Source organism: Kitasatospora sp. NPDC087271 (assembly GCF_044744605.1).
GTDB lineage: Bacteria > Actinomycetota > Actinomycetes > Streptomycetales > Streptomycetaceae > Kitasatospora.
Window position 1 is genome coordinate 41,462 of sequence record NZ_JBIUYQ010000006.1, and the last position, 24,234, is coordinate 65,695.

At 75.6% G+C, this 24,234-nt stretch carries 14 protein-coding genes; 3 read left to right on the plus strand and 11 right to left on the minus strand.

Going from position 1 to position 24,234, the window contains the following annotated elements; genetic code table 11:
- Positions 1-58: 58 nt before the first annotated feature.
- From ACIO9K_RS12365 to ACIO9K_RS12380, 4 genes are all read right to left on the minus strand, one after another.
- Positions 59-736, minus strand: a complete 678-nt coding sequence (locus ACIO9K_RS12365) for a ScbR family autoregulator-binding transcription factor (RefSeq protein WP_400329037.1) — start codon at positions 734-736, stop codon at positions 59-61.
- Positions 737-820: 84 nt separating this feature from the next.
- Entirely contained in the window at positions 821-1,687 is an 867-nt protein-coding gene (locus ACIO9K_RS12370) for an AfsR/SARP family transcriptional regulator (RefSeq protein WP_363625718.1), read from the minus strand.
- A 436-nt stretch (positions 1,688-2,123) separates the two neighbouring features.
- Positions 2,124-2,858 carry a ScbR family autoregulator-binding transcription factor gene (locus ACIO9K_RS12375; protein ID WP_363625716.1) on the minus strand — a complete coding sequence of 245 codons (735 nt, stop codon included), beginning with the start codon at positions 2,856-2,858 and terminating at the stop codon, positions 2,124-2,126.
- Positions 2,859-3,110: 252 nt separating this feature from the next.
- Positions 3,111-3,515 carry a RidA family protein gene (locus tag ACIO9K_RS12380; protein ID WP_400329041.1) on the minus strand — a complete coding sequence of 135 codons (405 nt, stop codon included), beginning with the start codon at positions 3,513-3,515 and terminating at the stop codon, positions 3,111-3,113.
- Between the two features lie 215 nt (positions 3,516-3,730).
- Between ACIO9K_RS12380 and ACIO9K_RS12385 the strand changes: the two genes are divergently transcribed.
- Positions 3,731-4,357 (plus strand): C40 family peptidase, encoded by a 627-nt coding sequence (locus ACIO9K_RS12385; protein WP_400329044.1) that lies wholly within the window; start codon positions 3,731-3,733, stop codon positions 4,355-4,357.
- A 7-nt stretch (positions 4,358-4,364) separates the two neighbouring features.
- Here the strand turns inward: ACIO9K_RS12385 and ACIO9K_RS12390 are convergent, their stop codons facing one another.
- Entirely contained in the window at positions 4,365-4,892 is a 528-nt protein-coding gene (locus tag ACIO9K_RS12390) for a MarR family winged helix-turn-helix transcriptional regulator (protein WP_400329047.1), read from the minus strand.
- A 95-nt stretch (positions 4,893-4,987) separates the two neighbouring features.
- On the opposite strand from ACIO9K_RS12390, the gene ACIO9K_RS12395 reads away from it, so the two are divergent.
- On the plus strand, positions 4,988-5,398 hold the full coding sequence (locus ACIO9K_RS12395; protein WP_400329050.1) for a VOC family protein: 411 nt from the start codon (positions 4,988-4,990) through the stop codon (positions 5,396-5,398).
- Here the strand turns inward: ACIO9K_RS12395 and thrS are convergent.
- Together thrS and ACIO9K_RS12405 are read right to left on the minus strand one after the other, a co-directional pair.
- Entirely contained in the window at positions 5,392-6,687 is a 1,296-nt protein-coding gene (gene thrS, locus ACIO9K_RS12400) for a threonine--tRNA ligase (RefSeq protein WP_400329053.1), read from the minus strand. The genes ACIO9K_RS12395 and thrS overlap by 7 nt on opposite strands.
- A 199-nt stretch (positions 6,688-6,886) precedes the next feature.
- A complete protein-coding gene (locus ACIO9K_RS12405) occupies positions 6,887-7,609 on the minus strand; it encodes a leucine-rich repeat domain-containing protein (RefSeq protein WP_400329056.1) in 723 nt (240 codons plus the stop codon).
- 156 nt (positions 7,610-7,765) lie between these two features.
- Between ACIO9K_RS12405 and ACIO9K_RS12410 the strand changes: the two genes are divergently transcribed.
- Entirely contained in the window at positions 7,766-10,816 is a 3,051-nt protein-coding gene (locus ACIO9K_RS12410) for an AMP-binding protein (protein WP_400329059.1), read from the plus strand.
- Positions 10,817-10,864: 48 nt separating this feature from the next.
- Here ACIO9K_RS12410 and ACIO9K_RS12415 read toward each other — a convergent pair whose 3' ends face one another.
- The 4 genes from ACIO9K_RS12415 to ACIO9K_RS12430 all read right to left on the minus strand — a co-directional run bounded on the left by ACIO9K_RS12415 (position 10,865) and on the right by ACIO9K_RS12430 (position 24,233).
- A complete protein-coding gene (locus ACIO9K_RS12415; protein WP_400329061.1) occupies positions 10,865-14,107 on the minus strand; it encodes an amino acid adenylation domain-containing protein in 3,243 nt (1,080 codons plus the stop codon).
- Complete coding sequence (locus ACIO9K_RS12420; protein ID WP_400329064.1) at positions 14,104-19,689, minus strand: amino acid adenylation domain-containing protein; 5,586 nt, start codon at positions 19,687-19,689, stop codon at positions 14,104-14,106. Before ACIO9K_RS12420 ends, ACIO9K_RS12415 begins: the two co-directional genes overlap by 4 nt.
- A 61-nt stretch (positions 19,690-19,750) precedes the next feature.
- Positions 19,751-22,900: an amino acid adenylation domain-containing protein gene (locus ACIO9K_RS12425; protein ID WP_400329067.1), complete on the minus strand. Its 3,150-nt coding sequence runs from the start codon at positions 22,898-22,900 to the stop codon at positions 19,751-19,753.
- 463 nt (positions 22,901-23,363) lie between these two features.
- Positions 23,364-24,233 carry a helix-turn-helix transcriptional regulator gene (locus ACIO9K_RS12430; RefSeq protein ID WP_363621744.1) on the minus strand — a complete coding sequence of 290 codons (870 nt, stop codon included), beginning with the start codon at positions 24,231-24,233 and terminating at the stop codon, positions 23,364-23,366.
- Position 24,234: the final 1 nt, after the last annotated feature.

Genomic DNA, 24,234 nt, shown 5'->3' on the forward strand with positions numbered 1-24,234 from the left:
CCCGGGGCGGGGCGCGCCGCACCAGGCGGCCCCGCCGGTCCGCCCCTGAACCGCCCGCTCAGCCCGGCAGCGACGTCAGCGGCCTGGTCCGGTAGGCGCTTGAGGAGTCCGGGGGGACGAGGCAGGGCAGCAGCCACTCCCACAGGGCGCCGACCCGGCGGGCGCGCTCCTCGCCCGGGCAGCCGTCGCCGAAGACGACCTCCAGCCCGCAGGCCGCCGCCACCACCAGGGTCTCCGGGCCGGGATCGCCCGAGCGGTCGCGCAGCTCGCCGGCGCGCCGGGCACCGGTCAGCAACTCCCGGACGACACCGGCCCAGACGCCGTGGAAGCCCCGCACGCCCGCGACCGGCGCGCCGGGGGCGGGCGTGGCGGGAGCGAACGCGGCGGTCCTCGACTGCCAGCCGCCCTCCCGGCCGAGGCGGAACGCCGCCCGGACCACCGCGTCCGACCCCAGGGCGTCGACCAGCCAGTAGCCCACGTCGATCAGCGTCTGCAGGGGGGAGGAGGTGGCCCGCAGACCGCCGCAGGCGCCCCGCAGCGAGCGCTCGGCCCGCTGGAACACCGCCTGCGCCAGCTCCTCCTTGGACGCGAAGTGGAAGTAGAGCGCACCCTTCGTCACTCCCGCGGCGCCGGCGATCTCGCCGAGCGTGGCCCCCGCATAGCCGCAGCGGTCGAACAGCACCGCCCCCGCCTCGACCAGCCGTCCGCGTGTCCGTTCCGACCTCTCCTGCACCACCCGACCCACACCCCTCACAACGACGAGCACGTTCCGACCACACACGAGCAGCGCCCCGGCAGCGACGGCGCCTGCCGCGCGTCCTCAGCCGACCCGGGTGAACCGGGCCGCGGACCCCTCCGGCGAAGCGGTCGCGGCCGCCTCGCGCTCCGGGCGCTCGGGGCGCTCGGGCCGCTCCGGGCCGGCGAGCAGGATGGAGCGCTGGAGCCGTCGCAGTCCGGTGGACGGCTCCATGCCCAACTCCCGTACCAGGGTGTTGCGCAGGCGCTGGTAGGCCTCCAGGGCCTCGCCTCGTCGGCCGGAGCGGTGCAGGGCGATCATGTACTGGCCGTGCAGGCTCTCGTGGGTGCGGTAGCGGTCGACCAGGACGGTGAGTTCGGCGAGCAGGACGCGGTGGCGGCCCAGCCGCAGGTCGGCCTCGATCCGCTGGTCCAGCGCGCAGAGCCGCGTCTCCTCCAACCGCTTGGCCTCGACAGCGAGTTGGCCGCCCGCCGGGACGTCGGCGAAGGCCGGACCGCGCCACAGGCCGAGCGCCTCGCCGAGCATCCGGGCGGCCAGCGGGTGGTCGTCGCCGTCCATGGCCCGGTAGCCCATGCCGGCCAGGCGCTCGAACTCCCGGACGTCCGTCAACCCGCCGCCGCTGTTCAGCATGTAGCCGCCCGGCGAGGTCACCAGCACGTCCTTGGCGCAGGAGACCCCTGCCGCCGGGGCGACCTGCCCGAGCGCCCGGTCGATCATGTCGCGCAGTTGCAGCACGTACGTCTGCACCGTCGTGCGCGCGCTGCGCGGCGGGCGGCCCGACCACAGCTCCTCGGCCAGCACCCCGGCCGACACCACCTGGTCGGCCCGCAGGGCCAGCAGCCCCAGCACCTGCCGCGGTTTCGGCGCCGATGGCACCACCGACACCCCGCACACCCGGACGTCCAACGCCCCGAGCACCCGAATTTCCACGATGACCACCCCAATCACACGGAACGCCGCAGGCCGATCCGCCGCGGCCGGCACCCGGGTCGACACCCCTAGGGCGACTGTCACCAGTCAAAAACAGGACGCGCGGTTTGTCAATACAAAACCGAACGTGCTGTTTGTTTCTTGGGATGGGCGGCCCGCCTCGGACAGACGGGCGCGGCGGCCACCCTGCGCCACGAACCGGCCACCACGCGCAGCGGAGTGCGGGCAAACCGAAGGCGGCGTCGGACCCCCGTGGATCCCGCGCCGCCACCAATTCGCCCGCACTCCGCGCGCACCGCCGGTCGGCTGACCCTCGGACCGACCATCAGACCGACCACCGGGCCGACCACCGCCCGGATGCCCCCGCGCGCAGGGGGCCACCGAGTCCTGGTCAACTCCGCACCAGCCAAAGCGATTTCCGGCCGGTGCCGGACCGTCAGCCCACACCGACCTCGTCCGCGACCGCGACCGGCCGGGCGGCCGACCGCGCCCCGCCCTGCACCCCGGCGCCCTCCGCCGCCGCGCGGGCGGCCGCCACCTCGGCGACCACCTGGGCACCGCGGTCCGGGCCCATCTGCAGCGAGCCGAGCACACCCGGCACCGTGATGCTCGGCATCAGGTGCTGGAACAGCCCGGCGGCCCGCCGCTCCAAGTCCGCGCGCCCGGACAGCTTCTGCGACTGGATCTGCACACCCGTCCACGCCGCCGTGACCAGCCACGCGGTGTCGGCCGGGACGACGTGCGGCAGCAGTTCACCCCGCTCGCCGGCCGCGACCAGCAGCGCCTCCAGCCGGCTGATCCAGCCGGGGATCGCGCCGCCGCCGAGGTCGTCGAAGACGTCCTGGCCCAGCGAGAGCCGGGCCCCCGCGCTCAGCAGCGGATCACGTGGCATCAGATACGCCACCACCATCCCGGTGTCCACGAACTCCTGGAGTTTGCAGACCCGTTCGGGCACACCGTCCTGGACGAACTGCTCCTCGACGACGCCCTGGGCCAGATCCCGCTTGGAGGCGAAATGGAAATACACCGCACCACGCGTCACACCGGCCCGCGCGACCACCTCGCCGATGGTGGCGCCCTCGTAGCCGAACTCGTCGAAGACCGACGCCGCCGCCTCCAGGATCAGCCGACGCGTCCGGACCGCCCGCTCCTGCCGAACCACCGCAACCACCCCACCCAGAGCTCCCGGAAAACAAAACCAAACACCCCGTATCTTAGCTACCGGTGGCCTACGGACGACAAGATGATGTCGGGGAATCGCCTCAAACGCTTCTCCCCTCCCGCCCGCATCCTCCGCATTTCGCCTACGGGCCGCCGTTCCTTCGCCGGACGACCGAAAGCGGCACCACCCCCACACCTCACCTATCCGGGGAAAAACCGAACGATCGGTTTCCTAATCGGGACACCGGGAGGCTGGAAGGCGTCACGGCAGGACGGCCACCGCCTCCACCTCCACCAGCTGGTCGTCGTAGCCGAGCACCGACACCCCCAGCAGCGTGCTGGGGGTGTCGTGCTCCCCCATGTAGGCGCGGTACACGTCCCACACCGCGACCAGGTCGGCCTGGTCGGCGGAGGCCACGTACACCGTCGTGCGGGCGACGTCGGTCAGCCCGGCACCGGCGTCCTCCAGCGCGGTTATCAGGTTCCGCATCACCTGGTGCGCCTGGCCCGCGTAGTCGCCGACGGCGACCGTCCGCCCCTCCGCGTCGAGCGGGCAGGCGCCGGCGAGCCAGAGCGAACGGGCCGGGGCGTCGACCAGGGCCGCGTAGGCGTAGTCGACGGCCGGGGTGAGGCGGGAGCTGCGGATCAGCTTGACTGCACTGTTCAAGGGGCACTCCGAAGGGTCGCGGCCGAACGTTCGCGCCCATCGTTGGCCTCTCCTGAACGACCGTCAAACCATTTACCAGCGCTTTCCCGTCCGCCACGGGACCGTTGCGTCCACGATTCACCGTTGCGGGTGATGGCGGGCCGACCCGCCCGGCCGGAATCCTGGTGGCCGCCACCCGCACGCGCCGACGCCGCGCCGACACCAGGAGGTCACCCATGGAATCCCGACCGCCGTACCGCGACGAGGCCTCCGGGGTCCGCCGGCGCCGGATGCTGGGCCTGGCGCTCGGGGCGGGGCTCGTCCCGACCCTCGCTCCGGTCGCGGCCGCGACCGCGACCGCGACAACCCGGTCGGCCACCCCGGCGCCCGCGTCCGCCGCCCTGGGCCGCCGGGTCGCCGAGGTGGCCACCGCCCAGCTCGGCGTGCCCTACGCCTGGGGCGGCGGCGACCGGCTGGGGGCGAGCCTCGGCTTCTGCGACGACGAGAACGGCTACCTGGACGGCGTCTGCGTGGGCGAGAGCACGGTCGGCTTCGACTGCAGCGGCCTGTCCCTCTACTGCTGGTACCGGGCCAGCCACGGCACGGTCGAGCTCGGGCACTACACCGTCGCCCAGTTCCACCGCAGCGCCCCGGTGGAGCGTGACGCCCTCGCCCCGGGCGACCTGCTGTTCTTCTCCCGCCCGGACGCGCCGCTGCACCACGTCGGGATCCACGTCGGCGACGGCGCGATGATCCACGCCGAGCGCACCGGGACGCCGGTCGCCCGGGTCGAGCACGTCCTCGACGTCCCGCGCTGGGCCGGCGAGTTCGCCGGTGCCCGCCGCCCCGGGCCGGCCGGCTGAGCGGGCCTCAGAGGCCGCGCCGCTCCCCCGGCCCCTGGTGTCCCTGGTGGACGCGCAGCAGCAGGCCGTGCAGCAACTGCCGCTCCCGCGCGTCCAGCGGCGCCAGCACCTCGTCCTGCACCGCGCGCGCCCGGGCGTCCAGCTCCGCGAGCAGCACCCGCCCGGCGCCGGTGACCGACACCGAGACCCGCCGCCGGTCCGCCGGGTCGCGGACGCGCTCGACGTACCCGGCGGCGGCCAGCTGGTCGGCGACCTTGGCGAGGTCGCTCGGGTCGATGCCCAGCCGCTGGACCAGGTCCCGCTGGGCGTGCGGCCCGAAGTCGGCGAGCGCGGCCAGCACGGCCATGTCCCAGAGCCGGAGGCCGTGCTCGGCGAGCTGCTCGGCGAGGCGGCCCCGTGCCGTCCGGCCGATCCGGGAGAGCAGGTAGGTACTGAGGTCGAGCAGCGTCGGCGGCAGGGAGGGAGTGGACAGGGGAGGGTCGGACAGGGAAGGGGCGGGCAGCGGGGATTCGGGGAGCGGGGGTTCGGGGGCCATGGCGTCAGTCTAGGGTTCATCCCTATAGTGGGTGCCGACCCACTGATATCCGACTGATCCGACCCGCTGAATCCCCGAACCCGGGAGCTTCGACCGTGGACGCCCTGTACCCCCGCCTGCTCGTGACCCGTTTCGCCGAGTGCTTCGGGTTCTACCGGGCGGTCCTGCCGCCCCTCACCGGCGCCGCCCTGGTCAAGGGCGCCCCCGACGGCCCCTACGCCAACTGGGACGTCGACGGGCAGGCCGTCCTGGTGCTCTTCGACCGCGCCGCGATGGCCGCCGCCCTGGGCACCACCGGCCTGCCCGAACGCCCGGCCGCCCCCGCCCAGGACGCCGCGATGCTGGTCTTCAGGGTGGCCTCCGTGGACGACGCGTTCGCCCTCTGCCTGCGCCACGGCGGCACCCCGGTCGTCGGCCCGACCGACCGACCGCAGTGGGGCCCGAACCTGCGCAGCGCCCACCTGCGGGACCCGGACGGCCATCTGATCGAGCTCCAGTCCTACTGAGCCGCCCCGCCCGGCCGGCGCGCGGGGTCGTCCGCCCAGAGGTCGGCGCTGCACGCCGCCACCAGCGCGCCGATCCTGGCCCACGCCTCCTCCGCGGGCAGCGGTTCGAGCCGGCGGCCGTCCCGCAGCCGCAGCGCGACCCGGTCGTCCACGGCCTCCTGGGCCCCGATCACGGCCTGGTACGGCACCAGGCGCGCCGCCCGGATCCGGGCGCCCAGGCTGCCGTGCCCGGGCCCGGCGACCTCGGCGCGCAACCCGAGGTCGAGGCAGCGCCGCCGGAGCCGCTCGGCCTGCGGCAGTTCGCCCTCGGAGACCGGCAGCAGCACCACCTGCGCCGGGGCGAGCCAGGCCGGGAACGCGCCGCCGTACAACTCGATGAGGTGGGCGACCACCCGCTCCACGCTGCCGATCACGCTGCGGTGGACCATCACCGGCCGGTGTTTCGCGCCGTCCGGGCCGATGTAGTGCAGGCCGAAGCGCTCGGGCTGGTGGAAGTCGATCTGCACGGTGGAGAGGGTGAACTCGCGCCCGGCGCCGTCGGCGATCTGCACGTCGATCTTCGGCCCGTAGAAGGCGGCCTCGCCCTCCGCGGCCTCGAACGGCACGCCGGAGCGCTCCAGCACGTCGGTGAGCAGCGCGGTGGCCCGCTCCCAGAGGGCCGGATCCGCCACGTACTTGCCGCCCGCGCCGGGCAGCGAGAGCCGGTAGCGGACCGGTTCGATGCCGAGCGCGCGGTGTGCCGCGCGGATCAGCTCCAGTGCGGCGACGGCTTCGTCGGCGGCCTGCTCCGGGGTGCAGAACACATGCGCGTCGTTCAGCTGGATCGCCCGGACCCTGGTCAGCCCGCCCAGCACGCCGGACAGTTCGGAGCGGTACATGCCACCCAACTCGGCCATCCGCAGCGGGAGTTCCCGGTAGCTGTGGGGTCGGGAGCGGTAGATCAGGGCGTGGTGCGGGCAGAGGCTCGGCCGGAGCACCATCTCCTCCGAGCCCAGCTCCATGGGTGGGAACATGTCGTCGCGGTAGTGCGCCCAGTGGCCGGAGATCTCGTACAGCTCGCGCTTGCCGAGCACCGGCGAGTACACGTGGCGGTAGCCGGCCCGCCGCTCGCGCTCGCGGATGAACTCCTCCAGGGTGTGCCGGATCGCGGCGCCGTCGGGCAGCCAGTAGGGCAGGCCGGAGCCCATCAGCGGGTCGGTGTCGAACAGGTCGAGTTCGCGGCCGAGCTTGCGGTGGTCGTGCGCGGGGTGGTCGTGTGCAGGGCGGTCGTGCGCGGCGTGGTCGTGCATGGGGTGGTCTCCACTCGGATCTGCGGGCGAGTGGTCCGGAAACGGCGAAGCCCCGGGGCACTCGCCCCGGGGCTTCGGACTAGGTCAGCAGTCAGCGCACCGGGACTCTCTCCGGCGTCGTCGTGGCGAGTGCAGCGCGCTTCATGCGATCCACGATAACAGGGCGCCGACCGCCGTGGTGATCTTTATCCGCGGCCGCTCAGAACAGGACGGCGCAGCCGCGCGCGTCGAGCGCGCCGAGCAGTCGCGGCGAGGGGCGCGCCTCGTTCCACCGCAGGTCCAGCTTCTCCAGTGCGGGCAGTTCGGCCAGCCAGTGCGGCAGTTCGGTGATCCGGTTGCCCCGAAGGTCGAGCCGGCGCAGCAGCGGCAGCCCGGCGAGCACCGGCGGGACCTCGGCGAGCGCGTTGTCCCGCAGTTCGAGTTCGCGCAGCGCGGTGAGGCCGCCGAAGGTGTCCGGCAGGGTGGTCAAGTGGTTACCGCACAGCCAGAGTTCACGCAGGGCGGTCAGTTCGCCGAGGCGGTCGGGCAGCGCCGCGAGCCGGTTGCGCTGGACGCGCAGCTCGACCAGGGCGGTCATGTCGCCGATGGTGGCGGGGAGTTCGGTGAGCCGGTTGTCGCCGACGTTGAGGTAGCGCAGCGCGGTGAGGCGGCCGAGCGCGGCCGGCAGCGCGGTCAGCGCGTTGTCGTGCAGGTAGAGGAAGTCGGCGAGCCCGGTCAGCTCGCCCAGTTCGGCGGGCACGCCGGTGAGCCGGTTGTGCCCGAGGTCGAGGGTGCGAAGCCGTCGCAACCCGCCGACCTCGGGCGGCAGTTCGGTCAGGCCGGTCTCGGCGAGGATGAGCACGGTCAGGTCGGTCCGGTCCCACACCTCGGCCGGCACCGCGCCGAGGGGCCGGCGCCAGAGGTTCAGCGTCACGTCGGTCACGCCCGTCATTGTCCCGTCCACGCGCCCGCTGCCGACGGGCGGTCGTGACGACATGTGAACGGATCTGGCGCCTTCCTTCACTGCTCCGATACGTTCTGGATCACTCAGCGGTCAGCAGCCCCTCCGGGAGTCGTCATCAACGCTCAGCCCGTCCCCGTGCCCCTCACCCTCCCCGCCCTGCTGGACCACCGGGCGGCGCTGCACCCCGACCGGGAGGCGCTGCTGGTGCCGGGCGGCGGCAGCCTCACCTACGGCCGGTGGCGCGAACGGGCGGTGCGGGCCGCGCACGGGCTGGCCCGGGCCGGGGTACGGCCCGGGGACCGGGTGGCGCTGCTGCTCGACAACCGGGAGTGGGACGCGTACGCCGTGGCGTTCCTGGCCGCGCACTACGCGGGCGCGGCGGGGCTGGTGATCCGCGCGGACCTCTCCGGGGCGGACGTCGCGCGGCTCGTCGACGCCGCCGGGGCGCGCTGGGCGATAGCCGGGAACGGGCCGCGCACCGCTCTGCCCGCCTTCACCCTCGACGGCCTGGAGAACAGCGGTGACGGCAAGGGAAGCGGTGACGAACCGCCGTATCGGGCCGCTCCCGGGGACCTCGCCCAGATCATCGGCACCTCCGGCACCACCGGCACCCCGAAGGGCGTCCGGGCCGCGCACGCCAGCCTGACCGCCGGGCTCGTCCTCAACCCCCGCCCCCGCCCGTACGCGCACTCGCGCTACGCGGTGCACGCCTTCCCGATCGGGACCAACGCCGCCCAGGTCGTCCTGGTGAACGCGCTGACCGCGCAGCCGGCCACGATCTGCCTGCCGCGCTTCGACGCGGAGGAGTTCGGCCGAGTGGTCGAGGAGTACGGCGCGGGCACCGTCTTCCTGGTGCCGTCGATGGCGGTGGAACTGCTGAACTCCGGGATCGCCGAGCGCCGGGACCTGAGCAGCGTCCTCCTGGTCAGCTCCTCGGCCGCCGCGCTCCCGCCCGCCGTCGCCGCCGGGCTCTGCGCCGCCCTGCCCAAGGCGACCGTCGTCAACACCTACACCTCCGCCGAGGCCTCCCCCGCCCAGATCTCCGCGATCGTGGACGCCGGCCGCCCCGGTTCGGTCGGCCGCCCCACCGACCCGGCCGACCTGCGGATCCTGGACGAGGCCGGGCAGCCCGTCGCGCCCGGCGACACCGGCGAGCTCTGGCTGCGCCAGCCGGGCCCGCCCCGGGGGTACGTCGGCGCGGACTCCGGCGCCGTGTTCCGCGACGGCTGGGTGCGGATGGGCGACCTGGGCCGGCTGGACGGGGACGGCTACCTCCACCTGGTCGACCGGGAGAGCGACATCGTCAAGTCCGGTGCGCTGAAGGTCTCCACGCTGCGCATCGAAGCGGTGCTGCACGAGCACCCGCAGGTCGCCGACGCGGCCGCGCTCGGGCTGCCGCACCCGGTGATGGGCCAGGTGCCGGTGGCGGCCGTGGTCCCGCTCCCGGGCGGGATCGACCTCGACGGGCTGCGGCTCTTCCTCGGCGAGCGGCTCGCCCGGGCCGAACTGCCCGTACGCCTGCTGGTGACGGACTCGCTGCCGCGCAACCCCAGCGGAAAGGTCGTCAAGCACCGGCTCCGGGCCAGGTTCGAGGAGCCCGTGCCCACCGCCGGCACCGCACCGGCCACCGCCCGGGAGCGCGCGCTGGCCGAGCTGTGGCGGGGCGTGCTGGGGCGGCCGGTCCGGGCCGTGGAGGAGGAGTTCTTCGCGCTCGGCGGGGACTCCTTCCGGGCCGTCCAGCTGGCCGCCGCGATCTCCGCCGAGTTCGGCGTGGCGGCCGGTACGGCCCTGGTGTTCGAGCGGCCCTCACTGCGGGCCCAGGCCGCCTGGCTGGAACAGGCGGCGGCCTCGACCGGCTCCGCCGGGCCGGTGGAGCCGGTGGAGGCCGAGGCGACGGCGTTCCTGCGCTCGCTGCGCGCCCAGCCGCACGAACTCCCGCTCACCGCGCAGCAGGAGAACTTCCTGCGCTGGATGGCCGAGGCCGCGGGCCGCAACGTCGGCTCGGTGGCGGTGATGTTCCGGGTGCTGGAGGAACTGCGGACGGACACCCTGGCCGACGCCCTCCACCAGGCGATCCGCCGCCACCCCGCGCTGCGCACCAGGTTCGTCCCGGTGCCGGACGCCGAACCGGGGGTGCTGCGGGCCGTGCTCGACGACGAGCCGCGCGCGGACGTGGTGCTGCTGGACGCCCCCGGCGCGAGCGATGCGGAGGTGTCGGCCCGGCTCGTCGCCGAACGCGACCGGCTGACCGACCTGGCCTCGGGGGCGATGACCAGGCTCGCCGTGGTGAGCCGGGGTCCCGGGGACCACGTCGTCATGCTGGCGGTCCACCACATCGTCGCCGACGGCTGGTCGCTGGGCGTGCTGCTGCGCGACCTGGGCGTGCTGTACTCGGCGCTGCGCGGCGGCCGCCCGGCGCCGGCCGCCCGGCCCGGCCCGGCGTACCGGGAGCTGGTGGAGTGGTCGAACGCGCACTGGCCGGCCACCCGGGCGCACTTCGCGACGGCGCTCGCGGGCGCCCCCACGGCGATCGACCCGTTCCCAGGGCGGCAGGACACCGAGGTGGTGCTGAGCGCCGTCCGGACGCTGGAGGTGCCGGCCGAACGGGCGGGCGCGCTGCGGGCCCGGGCGGCGGAGCTGGGGGCCACCCCGTTCCTCGCGATGGCGGCGGTGTGGAGCGGGCTGCTGGCCGCCCGCAGCGGACAGCGGGACTTCGTCCTGATGACCCCGGTGCCCGGCCGCACCAGGCCGGAGGCGGAACGCGCGGTCGGCTGCTTCGTCCAGTCGCTGCTGCTGCGGGTGGACGCCGCCGGGGAGCCCGGGTTCGCCGAACTGCTGGACCGCGTCCGCACGGCCGCCACCACCGCGCTGGACCACCAGCTTTACCCCTTCGCCGAGTTCAGCCCGCTGGTCCCGTTCGCCGCCTGGCTGCGGTACGAGAGCTGGAGCGCCCCGGCACAGCTGCCCGGAGTGGCGTGCGCCGCGTGGGAACTGCCGCGCAACGCCACCGTGCCGTACCCGCTGCCCGGCGGCGACCGGCACGTGCCGGAGCTCGCCGTCACCGAGCAGCCGGACGGCTCGCTGCGCTGCTGGCTGCGGTACAACGAGCACGCCTTCACGGCCGAGGCGGTGGACGCGCTGGCCGCGGACCTCGCCGCCGCGCTGGCCGGCGCCGCGCGGGTGTGAACCGGGGCCCCCGCCCCCGCGCTGGGGGCGGGGGCGGGGGCCGTGCCCTCAGCCGGTGAGCCGGCCGGCGGCCTCCGCCTCGGTGAGGCCGTCGATCTCGGCGATCAGCAGCGCCTCGATCCGGGCCGCCAGGACGGCCGGGGTGCTGCTCTCGAAGACGTCCCGGATCGGCACGTCGAGGCCGAGCCCGGCCCGGATCCGCGCGGCGACCCGGGTGACCAGCAGGGAGTCCCCGCCGAGCGCGAAGAAGTCGTCGAGCACCCCGACCCTGGGCACGCCCAGCACCTCCTGCCACAGCTCGGTGACCAGGTGTTCGGCGTCGGTGCGCGGCGCGAGGTAGCGGGCCCCCGCGGCCGGTTCGGGGTCGGGCAGCGCCGCCGGGTCGGGCTTGCCGTTCGCGGTCAGCGGCAGCCGGTCCAGCAGCACCACGGCGTCCGGCACCAGGTAGGCGGGCAGCCGCCGGGCCAGGTGCTCGCGCAGCTCCGCCGGGCCGGGCCGGGCGCCCGGGCGGGGCACCGCGTACGCCAGCAGCCGCCGCCCGTCGCGCAGCAGCACCGCGGCCTGGGCGACGGCCGGGTGCGCGGCCAGGGCGGACTCGATCTCGGCGGGTTCGATCCGGTAGCCGCGCAGCTTCAGCTGGCCGTCGCCGCGCCCCAGGTACTCCAGCTGCCCGTCCGTGCGCCAGCGGACCCGGTCGCCGGTGCGGTACATCCGGCCGCCGGTGAGCGGGTCCACGGTGAGCGGGTCGCCGGTCGACGGGTCGGCGGTGAACGGGTCGGGCACGAAGGCGGCCGCCGTCAGGTCGGGCCGGCCCAGGTAGCCGCGCGCCAGCCCGGCGCCGCCGAGGTACAGCTCGCCCTCGGAGCCGCGCGGCAGCAGGGCACCGCGCTCGTCCAGCACGTGGAGCCGGACGCCGGGCAGCGGGCGGCCCAGCGCAGGCTGGCGGGCGGTGTCCGCGGCGGTCAGGTCGGTCGCGGTGACGATGACGGTGGCCTCGGTGGGGCCGTAGGTGTTGACCAGCCGGACGGCGTCGCCGTGCCGCTGCCGCCACCGGCCGACGGCGTCGGCGCCCACCTGGGAGCCGCCGAGGATCTGCAGGCGCAGCGCGGCCGGCCAGCGGGTCTGCTCGCCGAGGCCGACGAGCTCCTCCCAGTAGGCCGTGGGCAGGTCGAGCACGGTGACGGTGTCGCCGTGCGGGCCGCCCAGCAGGTCGGGCAGGGTGCGGCCGCCGCCGGGCAGCAGGACGACGCAGGCCCCGGAGGCGAGCGCGGGCCAGAGCTCCTCGACGTGGGTGTCGAAGCCGAGCGAGGCGAACTGGACGATCCGGTCGGCGGGTCCGAGCGCGTAGCCGTCGGGCCCGGCCATCCAGGCCACCCGCGCGGCCAGCGCGGCGTGGTCGACGGCGACGGCCTTGGGCGCGCCGGTGGAGCCGGAGGTGTAGAGCACGTAGGCCGGGCCCCAGGGGTCCGACGGGACGGGGTCGGCGTGCCCGGGGTCGGGGTCGGCGTGGTCGGGACCGTCGTGCCCGGGGCCGTCGATCGCCGGGTCGACGCCGGTGAGGACCAGGGCGGCGTCGGCCTCGCGCACCATCAGCCGGCGGCGTTCCTCGGGGTGGGCCGGATCGAGCGGCAGGTAGGCGGCGCCGGCCTTCCAGATCGCGGTCAGGGCGACGACCAGGTCGAAGGAGGGCGGCATCGACACCGCGACGACCCGGCCCGCCACCCGGCCGAGCCGTCGCGCCAACGCGCTGGAGCGCCGGTCGAGTTCGCCGTAGGTCAGGCTCCGGCCGTCGCACTCCAGCGCCGGGGCGTCCGGGCGGGCGGCGGCCTGCTCGGCGAACCGCTCCAGCACCGTCCGGGCCTCCTGGGCCTCCGGGCCCGCTCCCAGTGCGAGCAGTTCCGCCCGCTCCTCGGGCCCCACCAGCCAGTCCCCGTGCAACGGGAGCTGCGGGTCGTCGACCACCCGGGCGAACAGGGCGCGGCACCGCCGGCCGAGGGCCTCGACGGTCTCCCGGTCCAGCACCTCGCGGTCGAAGCAGAAGGACAGCGCGATCCCGCCGTCGGCGGTGCGCCAACTGTCCAGCAGCAGGTCGGTCTTGGCCTGCTCGAAGCCGGAGTCCATGCTCGCGGTGCGGACGCCCGCGGGCAGGGCGGGCGCGCCGGGGCCGCCCGCCAGGTCGTACTGGCTCTGGTGGACGAAGACGGCCCGGTACAGCGGCCCGGCGCCGGGCTCCGCGGGCAGGCCGAGGTGGCCGGCGAGCCGTTCGACCGGCACGTCCTGGTGGCCCAGGGCGGCGAGCGTGGCCGAGCGGGTGCGCCGCAGCACGGTGCGGAAGTCGGGGTCCCCGGTGTCGGGGTCGCCGGTGAGGTCGGCCCGGATCACCGCCGTCCGGCTGAAGTAGCCGAGCAGCGCCTCGTGCGCGGCCTCGTTGCGGCCGGCCAGCGGGGTGCCGACCACGAAGTCCCGGCAGCCGGTCCAGCGCGCGAGCACGTACTGGTACCCGGCCAGCAGCACCATGAACGGGGTGCACCGCTCCTGTCGCGCCAACCGGTCGAGGGCGGCGGTCAGTTCGGGGTCGAGGCGGACGGTGGTGAACCCGGCGGGCCGGGCCGGGTCGGCCGGCCTCGGGTGGTCGAGCGGGAGGCGCAACGCCCCGGTGCCGGCCAGCCTCTCCACCCAGTAGCGGAACGCCTCCTCGCCCGCCCCGCCGGCCGTCCTGGCCTGCTCGGCGCGGGCGAAGTCGCCGTACTGGAGCGGGAGTTCGGGCAGTTCGGCGGGGGCCTCGCCGATCGCCTCGCGGTAGAGGGCGAGCAGTTCGCGCCACATCGTCCGGAACGACCAGCCGTCCGAGACGATGTGGTGGACGACGACGCAGAGCGCGTGCTCCCCCGCCCCCGCGCTGATCAGCGCGGCCCGCAGCGGCGGCCCGGCGGCGAGGTCGAAGGGCGCGTTGACGTACGGGCGGCAGGCGTCGGTGAACTCGGCCTCGGCCGCGCCCTCGGGCAGCCGGACCAGGGCGAGGTCGATCTCGGCCGGGGGCTGGACGAGTTGGACGGGTTCCTCGCCGTCCGCGGCCGCGGGCCCTGCGGCGGCGCCGAGCGCGAAGCGGGTGCGCAGGATCTCGTGCCGCGCCGCCAGCCGGTGCAGCGCGGTGCGCAGGGCCTCCGGGTCGATCGGCCCGGTCCACCGCCGGTTGAGGTACATGTTGAAGCCGGCGTCGTCCGGGTGGAGTTGCTGGAGGAACCAGAGCCGGCGCTGTTCGCCGGTCAGCGGGTGGATGGCGGTGGTCACCGGACGGTCACCTCGGTCTCGGAGCGGCGCGGGGCGGCAAGGGCAGCGGGAGCGACAGGAGCAGCAGGGGTGGCAGGAGCGGCGGGGGCAGCGGGGGTGGCAGGAGCGGTCGCGGCCCGGTCCTGGAGGGTCTTCAGCCCGACCAGGTCGTCGGGCTCGGCGTCGGGGACGTCCCGGTCGAAGTGGCGCAGCACGGGCACGGCCAGGCAGACCAGCACCAGGGCGGCCATGGCGAGGCCGAACAGCAGGTAGAGCAGCCCGATGCCGCGGCCGTCGCCGGTGCCGATGAGCCGGCCCACGGTCGGGGCCAGGGCGCCGTCGTGGTCCATCAGCGGCTGGAGCAGCCGGGGCCCGAGCGGGGCGACCAGGGCGAAGCCGACCGGCAGGGTCGACCAGGCGACCATGGTGTTCACGGCGATCACCCGGCCGTGGAAGCGCAGCGGCACCTTGGTCTGCACGATGGTCGCGTAGACGCCGTTGACCAGGGCCAGGCCGAAGGCCATGCCGAACGCACCGAGGGCGACCACGACCAGCGACGGGCGCAGCCCGGTGACCAGGCACGCCCCGGCCAGGGCCAGGGTGGCGAGCAGCACCCCGCGCAGCCGCAGGTGGCGCGGCCCGCCCCAGGCGAGCAGGGTGAGCCCGCCGAGTACGGCCCCGAGGCCGGCCGCCGTCGACACCCAGCCGGCCGCCGCGAGCGGGGCGAAGGAGAGCACCAGCGGGGTGGTGAGCAGGAACAGCGGGGAGAGGAAGATGTTCAGCACCGCGAAGAACAGCAGCATGGCCCGGAAGTGCCGGCTGCCGAGGGCCCGCCGGAAGCCCTCGCGGATCTCGGCGGAGACGCTCTCGCGCCGGCTGGCGCCCATCAGGTCGGGGAAGCGGACCGCCAGGGTGACGGCGAGGGCGGCGGCGTAGCTGACGACGTCGAGGGTGAGGATGCCGCCGAGCCCGATCGCGGCGAGCAGGCCGACGGCGAACAGCGGGACGAGGAACTGGGCGAGGCCGAAGGCCATCTGCACCAGGCCGTTGGCCCGGCCGAGGTAGCGCTTGGGGACGAGTTGGGGCACCGCGGCGTTCCAGGCGAGCCGTTGGAAGGTGAGCGCGGTGGAGAGCACGCCGATGAGCACGTAGGCGTGCCAGACCTGGAGGCTTCCGGTGAGGTGGAGCAGGAGCAGCAGCGCCTGGGTGGCGCCCGCGGCGAGGTCGCCGTAGAGCATGATCCGGCGCCGGTCGCCCCGGTCGACGACGGCGCCCGCGATCGGTGCGGCGAGGATGCCGGGGACGAGTCCGCAGGCGGCCAGCAGCCCGAACTGGGCCAGGGAGCCGGTGCGCAGGTAGATCCAGACCGGGAGGGCGAACTCGGTGAGCGCCGATCCGATCATCGACACCTGCTGCCCGGAGGCGACGGTGAGGAAGCGGCGCATGGTCGGTCGCAGCGGGGCCTGCTCCGCCCGTGGCGCGCCGTCGCCCCGGGAGAGCCCGGCCAGCCACCAGGTCGCGCCGTCGCTCCGGTGGTGCCGTTCCTCCTGGCCGTCGGCGATCGAGCGGTGGACGCGGGTGAGGATCTCCGCGAGTTCGGCGGCCCGGTACTTGAGGTAGAAGTGGCCGGCCTCGTCGAGCACGACGACCGCGGCGGTGTCGGTGAGCCGGTGCCACTCCCGGTAGCGCTCCTGGTAGAAGTCCGTCGCCGGGTCGCGCTCGCCGCAGACGGCGATGATCGGGGCCCTGATCCGGCCGTCCTCGCTGTCGAACAGCCGGGTGAAGTAGCGTTCGGCGTCCTTGGTGCCGGTGCGGCGGTTGCGCACGATCAGCCGCAGCTGCTCGGCGTCGACCTCGTCGGTGTCCAGCCCGGCGGCGGCCAGCGCGTTGATCATGCCCTGGTCGTTGCGCAACCGGTCGGCCAGGTCGGCCCAGCGTTCGCCGACGGCGGCGCCGCGCCCCCGGGGGCGGGCGAAGGGGAAGATGCCGCCGAGGTGGACGGCGTCGATCTCCCGGCCGGCGGCCTCGACCTGCCGGGCGATCTCCACGGCCAGGCGGACGCCGACGCCGCAGTGCCCGTACAGCACGATCGGGCCGGGGACGTTCTCGACGATCTCGCGGGCGCAGGTCGCGGCGACCTCGTCGATGTCCATCGCCTCCTCGCCGAGTTCGTGCCCCGGGACGGCGATCGAGTACAACGCCCAGTCCTCGGGCAGGGCGTCGGCGAGCGGCTTGTAGATGAGCGCGCTGCCGCCGCCGTAGGGGGCGCAGACCACGCTGGCGGTGGTGCGCGGCCTCGGCGGGGTGAGCCGGTGGAGCAGGCCGCCGGGGCCGCGTTCGGCGGTCGGGTCGGCGACCAGGGCGGCGAGCCGGCGGACGGTGGAGTGGGTGAACAGGTCCATCACGCCGATGGGGGCGGGCAGGTCCGGGAACGCCCGGCGCAGGCGGGCGACGACCTGGGTGGCGAGCAGGGAGTGGCCGCCGAGGTCGAAGAAGTCGTCGAGCGCGCCGACCCGTTCGACGCCCAGCACCTGGGCCCAGATCGCGGCGATCGCCGTCTCGGCCTCGCCGTCGGGTTCGACGTGTCCGCCGGTCGGCGCCGGGTCCTCGGGTTCGGGCAGCGCCTTGCGGTCGACCTTGCCGTGGGCCAGCAGGGGCAGCGCGTCGAGGACGACGTAGCGGGCCGGGACGAGGTAGTCCGGCAGGACGGCGCCCAGCGCCTCCCGCAGTTCGGCGGGTGTCGGGGCGGGGGCGGCGCCGGGGTGTTCGAGGTAGGCGACGAGGTTCTGGCGGACGCCCTCGCCGCGGAGCGTCACGAGCGCCTGGGTGATGCCGGGCAGCGCGGTGAGCGCGGCCTCGATCTCGCCGGGCTCGACCCGGTAGCCGCGGACCTTGATCTGGTCGTCGGCGCGGCCCAGGTACTCCAGCGTGCCGTCCGGCCGCCAGCGGGCCAGATCGCCGGTGCGGTACATCCGCCCGTCGGCGAACGGGTCATCGACGAAACGTTCCGCCGTCAGGTCGGGGCGGCCCAGGTAGCCGCGGGCGAGCCGGTCCCCGCCGAGGTAGAGCTCGCCCACCACCCCGGGCGGCACCGGTCGGCGGGCCTCGTCCAGTACGTAGCAGCGGGCGCCCGCGAGCGGGGTGCCGATCGGCGTGCTGCCGGGTCCCGCCGGGCCCGGCAGGACCTCGTGGACGGTGACGCCGACCGTCGCCTCGGTCGGCCCGTAGTGGTTGAACACGGCGCAGCGGCCCCGGCCGGCGAGGTCCGCCGCCCAGGCCCAGGGCGACGCCTCGCCGCCGAGCACCAGGGCCCGGCGCGGGAGCAGCCGCTCCGCGTCCACGTCGGCGGTCAGCGCGGCCAGGTGCGACGGCGTCATCTTGAGGTAGTCGATGCCCGACTCCTCGATGCGCTCGGCGAGTTCGGCACCGGCGATGCGGCGCGGCAGCAGGTGCACCCGGCCCCCGGTGGTCAGCGCCAGGTACAGCATGGTGATGCTGAAGTCGAAGGACAGGGACTGCAGCAGCCCGTAGGCCGCACCGGGCTCGATCCGCAGGCGTTCCCGCACGCCGGCCAGGTAGTTGAGGATCTGGCGGTGCTGCACCGCCACGCCCTTGGGCTGCCCGGTCGAGCCGGAAGTGTAGATCACGTAGGCGAGGTCGTCCGGCCCGGACGCCTCCGCCAACGGGGCCTCGTCCGGCAGGATTTGACCCTCGCCGACCGGCTCCTGGTCGACGAGCAGCTCGGCGCCGTCGTAGCCGGCGAACGCCGTCCGCAGCCGCGAGTCCGTGACCAGCACCCGCACGCCCGCGTCCGCCACCAGGTGGGAGAGCCGCGCGGGCGGCTGTTCCGGGTCCAGCGGCAGGTAGCCGCCGCCGGCCTTCAGGACGCCGACCAGGGCCGCCGCCAGTTCCGGGGACTGCTCCAGGCACACCGCCACCCGGTCGTCCGGGCCGACGCCCAGCGCCCGCAGCCGGCGGGCCAGGCCGGTGGCCCGGGCTTCGAGTTCACGGTAGGAGAGGGTGCGGCCGTCGAAGACCAGTGCCGGGCGGTCGCCCGCGCCGCGCGCCGCCTCGGCGAGCAGCCCGGTCAGCGTCCCGGGACCGGCCTCGGGCGCGGGCAGTTCGGGGCCCGCCGCCCAGCGCTCGACCACGTCCCGACGCTCGGGCCCGGTCAGCATGGGCAGGCCGTCGACGGGCTGCGCCGGATCCGCCGTCGCCGCCGCCATCAGCACCTCGAAGCGCTCGGCGAGCCGCCGTACGGTGTCGGCCTCGAAGAGGTCGGTCCGGTAGGTGATCAGGCCGTAGAGCCCGCCGTCCTTCTTCTCCCGCAGGTAGAAGGCGAGGTCGGCGTGGGTCGTGGTGGCCTCGTAGCCGAACCCCTCCGCCGCCGCGGCGGGCGCGGTGGAGGCGGCGCGGTCCCCGTAGTTCTGGAACGCGAAGGTCACCTGGAACACCGCCGAGCGGCTGACGTCCCGTTCGACGTCCAGGTCCGCCACCATCTGCTCGAACGGCACCTCCTGGTGGGTGTAGGCGTCGAGCGTCGTCTCCCGCACCCGCCCGATCAGGCGCGCGAAGCTCTGCCCCGGCTCCAGCCGGGCCCGGATCGGCAGCATGTTGACGAACGCCCCGACCACGCCCTCCAGTTCGCGGTGGAGGCGGCCGGCCACCGCCGAGCCCACGGCGAAGTCCCGCTGCCCGGAGTGCCGCCCCAGCAGCACCTGGAGGCCCGCCATCAGCACCATGTACGTCGACGCCCCGTGGGCGCGGGCGCACTCGGCGACGGCCCGCACCAGCTCCGGGCTCCAGTGCAGCTCCAGGGCGGCGCCGTCGAAGGTGAGCACCGGCGGACGCGGGCGGTCGACGGGCAGTTCCAGTGCCGGGACGTCGGCGAGTTCGGCACGCCAGTGGTCCCGGGAGGCGGCCAGCGCGCCGCCGGCCAGCCGCTCCCGCTGCCAGTGCGCGTAGTCGCCGAACTGTACGGGTAGCTCCGGGAGTTCGGCGGGGGTGCGGTGGGCGTGCCGGGCGTAGAGCGCGTCCAGTTCGCGGTTGAGGATGTCGATGGACCAGCCGTCGCAGACGATGTGGTGCATCACCAGGGCGAGCACGTGGTCCTCGTCGGCGAGCCGGACCAGCAGCGCCCGCAGGAGGGGGCCGTGCGCCAGGTCGAAGGGGCGGGCGACCAGCGCGCCGATCTCGTCGGCGGCTCTTCGCCGGGGGTCCGGATCGTCGGCCGCGTCCACGAACTCGGCCGGGAAGGGGCCCGGTTCGGCGATGGCGACCTCGGCGGTGCCGTGCTCCGTGGTCGGGAACGACATCCGCAGGCCCTCGTGGCGGTTCACCAGGTCGGCCAGGGCGCGGTCCAGCGCCGGGCGGTCCAGCGGCCCGCGCAGCCGGCGGGCCGGCGCCAGCGCGTAGGCCGTCCCGCCCGGTGTGAACTGGTCCATGAACCAGAGCCGTTCCTGCCCGCTGGACAGCGGCGGTGCGCTGCCCTCGGGGCGCGGCTCGACGGTGCGCCGGGGCGCGGCGGCGCCGCGCAGTCGCTGGGCGAGCAGGGCGCGTTTGGTGGCGGACCAGTCGGCGGGCGGGTCCTGGGTGTCGGTCATCGGCGGTCCATTCGGGCGGGAGGCGGGGCGGGAGGGGGAGCGCAGGGGTACTCGCCCGTGGTCAGCGGCGCTCGCGGACGGCCGCGGCGATCCCGGCCGGGGTCGAGGCGTCGAAGAACAGGTCGAAGTCGAGCTCCACCCCGAGCGCGGCGCGGATCCGCGCGGTGATCTGGATGATCGTCAGCGAGTGCCCGCCGAACTCGAAGAGGTCGTCGTCCGGGCCGACCTCGGGCAGGCCCAGCACCTCGGACCAGATCGCCAGGACGGCTTCGGCGACGTCGTCGCGGACCTCCGCCTCCGCCGGGGAGGCACCGGGGGCGGCCGACGACGGTCCGGCCACGGGCGGCGGGGCGGGCAGGGCGCGGCGGTCGAGCTTGCCGTTCGGGGTGAGCGGCAGGCGGTCCAGCGCCACGAACCGCCGGGGCACCATGACGGCGGGCAGGGTGCGCAGCAGGTGGTCGCGCAGGTCGGCGGCGCCCGTCGGCCCTGCGCCGGGCGCCGGGACGTGGTAGCCGACCAGCCCGGGCTCCCCCGGGCTCTCCTCGTACACCGTGACGGCCGCCTCCGCGACCGCCGGGTGCTCCAGCAGCGCCGCCTCGATCTCGCCGGGTTCGATCCGGTGGCCGCGGATCTTGACCTGGTCGTCGGCCCGGCCGTGGAAGGCCAGTTCGCCGTCCTCGGTCCAGGCGGCGAGGTCGCCGGTGCGGTACATCCGGCGGCCCGTGGACGGGGCGTCGGCGGACAGGCCCGCAGCGGACGGGGTGCCGGCGGGCGGGGCGTCGGCGAACGGGTCCGCGGTGAAGCGCTCGGCGGTCAGGTCGGGGCGGCCCCGGTAGCCGTCCGCGACCCCGTCGCCCCCGAGGTGGAGCTCGCCGGGCACCCCGACCGGCAGCGGCCGGTGGTCCGCGTCCAGGACGTACGCCCGCGTGTTGGCGATCGGCCGGCCGATCAGCACGGCCTCCGGCCCGGCCGGGACCTCCGCACAGGTGGACCAGATCGTCGTCTCGGTGGGCCCGTAGACGTTGAACAACCTGGCGACGCCGGCCCGCAGTTCACGGGCCAGCGGCAGCGGCAGCGCCTCGCCGCCGACCAGTGCGGTCAGCCCCGGCGGCAGCGTCCCGGCGCTGAGCAGCACCCGCCAGCCGGAGGGGGTCGCCTGCACGTGGGTCACGCCCTCGCGACGGACCAGGTCGCGCAGGCCCGGGGCGTCCAGGGCGGCGCCGTCCGGTGCGAGCACCAGGCGGCCGCCGGTGGTCAGCGGCAGCAGCAGTTCCAGGCCGGAGATGTCGAAGGAGAGCGAGGTCAGCCCGAGCCACACGTCGTGGGGCCCCGAGCCGAGCAGGTCGGCGAAGGAGGCCAGCAGGTTCACCAGCGCCCGGTGGCCGATCTCCACGCCCTTCGGCCGCCCGGTGGAGCCGGAGGTGTACAGCACGTAGGCGAGGGCGCCCCGCGTCGCCGCCGGGGCGGTGGTGGTGGCCGCCGGTGCCGGGTGGTCCGTCCCGAGCCGGAGCACGGCCGGCGCCGCCGCCGCCAGTTCCGGGGCGGGTTCCCGGTCGGTGACCAGCAGCACGGCGCCGGAGTCGGCGAGCAGGTGCGCCAGTCGCTCGCCGGGATAGCCGGGATCGAGCGGCAGGTAGGCGGCCCCGGCGGCGTGCACGGCGAGCAGCACGGCCGGCAGGTCGGCGGAGCGGTCCAGGTGCAGGGCGACCAGGTCGCCCGCCGCGACCCCGGCCCCGCGCAGCACCGCCGCCAGTTCGTCGACCCGCGCCACCAGGTCCCGGTAGCTCAGCCGCCCGGTGGCGGCGCTGACGGCGGGGGCGTCCGGTGCCCCTGCGGCCCGCTCCCGCACCAGGTCCAGCACCGTGCGGTCGCTCGGGTAGGCGCGGGCGGTGGCGTTCCACCCGGTGGTCACCAGGCGCCGCTCGGCCTCGCCCAGCAGGGCGAGGTCTCCCAGCGGCGTCTCCGGCCGCGCCGTCGCGGCGTCGAGCAGCGCCCGGTAGTGCCCGGCGATGCGCTCGGCGGCGGCCGGCGGCAGGACCGCCGGGGCGTACTGGAGGGAGCAGTCCAGGGCGTCGGCGGTGTCGACCACCTGGAGGTGGAGCGTATTGCGGGCGGCGCCGTTGAACACGGCCCGGTCCACGCGCGCGGCACTGCCCGGGAACACCGGGTCGGCGCCCCGGGCGCGCCGGTACCCGAACGACACCGGGGCCAGGCCGACCCGGGCCGTCAGCCCGCCCACCGCCGCGCCGAACGGCACCGCCCGGAACGGGTACCCGGCGCGCGCCTCGGCGCGGACGGCCCGGGCGTAGCCCGCGAAGGAGTCCCGGACGCTCGCCCCGGACGGCGCGTGGACCGGCAGCTCGTTGACGAACAGCCCCGGCTCACCGGCCTGTTCCGGCGCCCGGACGGACAGCGGCACGGAGACCGGGACGGCCTCGCCGCCGTAGCGCAGCAGCAGCCCGTGCAGCGCGGCGAGCAGGAACTCGAAGACGGTGACGCCGCTGCGCCCGGCCGCGTCGGCCAGCCGCGCCCGGGCCGGACCGTCCAGTCGCCAGCCGACCGACTCCCCCGGCCCCGCCGCCGTGACGGCCTGCCGCAGCCCGGGGAGCACCGGCGCCGTCGCGGCGGCCCAGCGCGGGCCGTACCAGTCGGCGGCCCGGCGCACCAGCTCCGGAGCCGGCGGGGCGGGCGAAGAAGGCGGGCCGGGCGGCGTGGCGGCCTCGACGTCGGCACAGGCCTCGGCGTAGGCGTCGGCGTAGGCCTCGGCGAGGCCCGCGACCAGGACGTCCTTCGACTCCCCGTCGAACACCGCGTGGTGAACGACGATCAGCAGCTCCGCCGCTCCACCCCCGCGGCGGTAGAGGGTGAACCGCGCCGGCGGTCCGGCCGGCAGGTCGAACGGCCGCGCCACCTCCTCGGCCAGCCGCTTCTCCAGGTCCTCCACGCGGTCCCCGGAGGCGTCGACCACCTCCAGGCCCGGGGCGGGCCCCCGCTCCAGCAGCACCTTGCCGTCGCGCTCCACGAACACCACGGACAGCGCACTGTGACGGTCGGCCAGCGCGGACACCGCCCGGCCGAGCACCCCGGCGTCGACCCGGTCGAAGGAGATCCGGACGGGCATCTGGAACGCCCCGTGCACGGGCCCGAGTTGCTCGGTGAGCCAGATGCCCTGCTGGAAGGACGACGCGGACACGGGGAACGACTCAGGCATCTGCGGCTCGATTCGGCAGTCGGCGAAACGGTAGGGGCACGCGACCGGGCAGCGACGCTGCCGCCACGGATCCGCTGGTGACGCGGCCACCGAATACCGCCCGGCCCACCCCTGGCCGGCCGACCGGCCGCACCGGCCCCCACCCTCCCGGCCGCCCAGATCCCCCCTGCGCACGCCCGGGCCGGAGCCGGTCTTCTCCCCCGCGAAAAAGACCTTGGTCCAAACCTGCCGAGAGATTCGCAGAGAACCCACCCCTCGTCAAGGGTTCTCCACCCGCCCCACCAGGCGTCATGTACGCGCCCAGCCTGCGGAAATCCCGCCGTTCCGACTCCGTCCACGAGCCCGCCATGGACGGCGGGGCGACGACGGCGGCTCCGCGCCGGAGCGGATCAGGCCCGGAGCAGCTCCGCGCCAGAGCGGATCAGGCCCGGAGCGGATCAGGCCCGGGCCGGGCGGCCCCGGCTCACCTGCCCGGGGCGGCGGCCGCGAAGCCGCCGAGGAAGGCGAGCGCCTCCTCGGCCGGGCTCCCGGGGGCGGCCGTGTAGACGACCAGGAGGTGGCGCGCGGCGCCCGGCGCCTGGAAGGTCTCGTAGTCGAGCGTCACGTCGCCGACCACGGGGTGCCGGAAGCGCTTGGGGCCGTGGGTCTTCTCGTGCACGTGGTGGCCGGCCCACAACCGGCGGAAGGCGGCGCTGCCGAGTGCCAGTTCGCCGATCAGGCGCACGAGTTCGGGATCGTGCAGCTGCCGGCCGGAGGCCATCCGCAGGATGCCGACGGTGGTGCGCGCGGCGTCCTCCCAGTCGAGGTGGACGTCCGGCGCGCCCGGGTCGAGGAAGATCCGGCGGGCCAGGTTGCGTTCGCGCGGCGGGAGTTGGGGGAAGTCGGCGATCAGCGCGGCGGCCAGCCGGTTCCACGCCAGGACGTCGTTGCGGTCGTTCATGATCAGCGCGGGGGTGGTCGGCATCGCCTCCACGACCCGACGCAGGGCGGGGCGCAGGGCGTCGCCGTCCGCTCCGGCAGCCGCCGCCCTGGCCGCCGAGCGGCGGGGCGGGCGGGCCAGGTCGTACAGGTGGGCGCGCTCGGCGGGGCCGAGCCGCAGGGCGCGGCCGAGCGCGTCGAGCACCTCGTCGGACGGGCGCTCGGCGCGGCCCTGTTCCAGCCGGACGTAGTAGTCGGTGCTGAGGCCGACCAGTTCGGCGACCTCCTCGCGCCGCAGGCCGGGCACCCGGCGGCGTCCGGTCGGCGGCAGCCCCGCCTGCGCGGGTGACACCAGCGCCCGCCGGGTGCGCAGGTAGTCGCCGAGGCTGGCGGCGAGCGTGATCGGTTCGGCCATG

Coding starts and splice junctions, on each gene's coding strand:
- ACIO9K_RS12385 (WP_400329044.1), top strand. CDS start 3,731: ATGGAATCCCGACCGCCGTACCGCGACGAGGCCTCCGGGGTCCGCCGG.
- ACIO9K_RS12420 (WP_400329064.1), bottom strand. CDS start 19,689: ATGACCGACACCCAGGACCCGCCCGCCGACTGGTCCGCCACCAAACGC.
- thrS (WP_400329053.1), bottom strand. CDS start 6,687: ATGCACGACCACGCCGCGCACGACCGCCCTGCACACGACCACCCCGCG.
- ACIO9K_RS12430 (WP_363621744.1), bottom strand. CDS start 24,233: ATGGCCGAACCGATCACGCTCGCCGCCAGCCTCGGCGACTACCTGCGC.
- ACIO9K_RS12390 (WP_400329047.1), bottom strand. CDS start 4,892: ATGGCCCCCGAACCCCCGCTCCCCGAATCCCCGCTGCCCGCCCCTTCC.
- ACIO9K_RS12425 (WP_400329067.1), bottom strand. CDS start 22,900: ATGCCTGAGTCGTTCCCCGTGTCCGCGTCGTCCTTCCAGCAGGGCATC.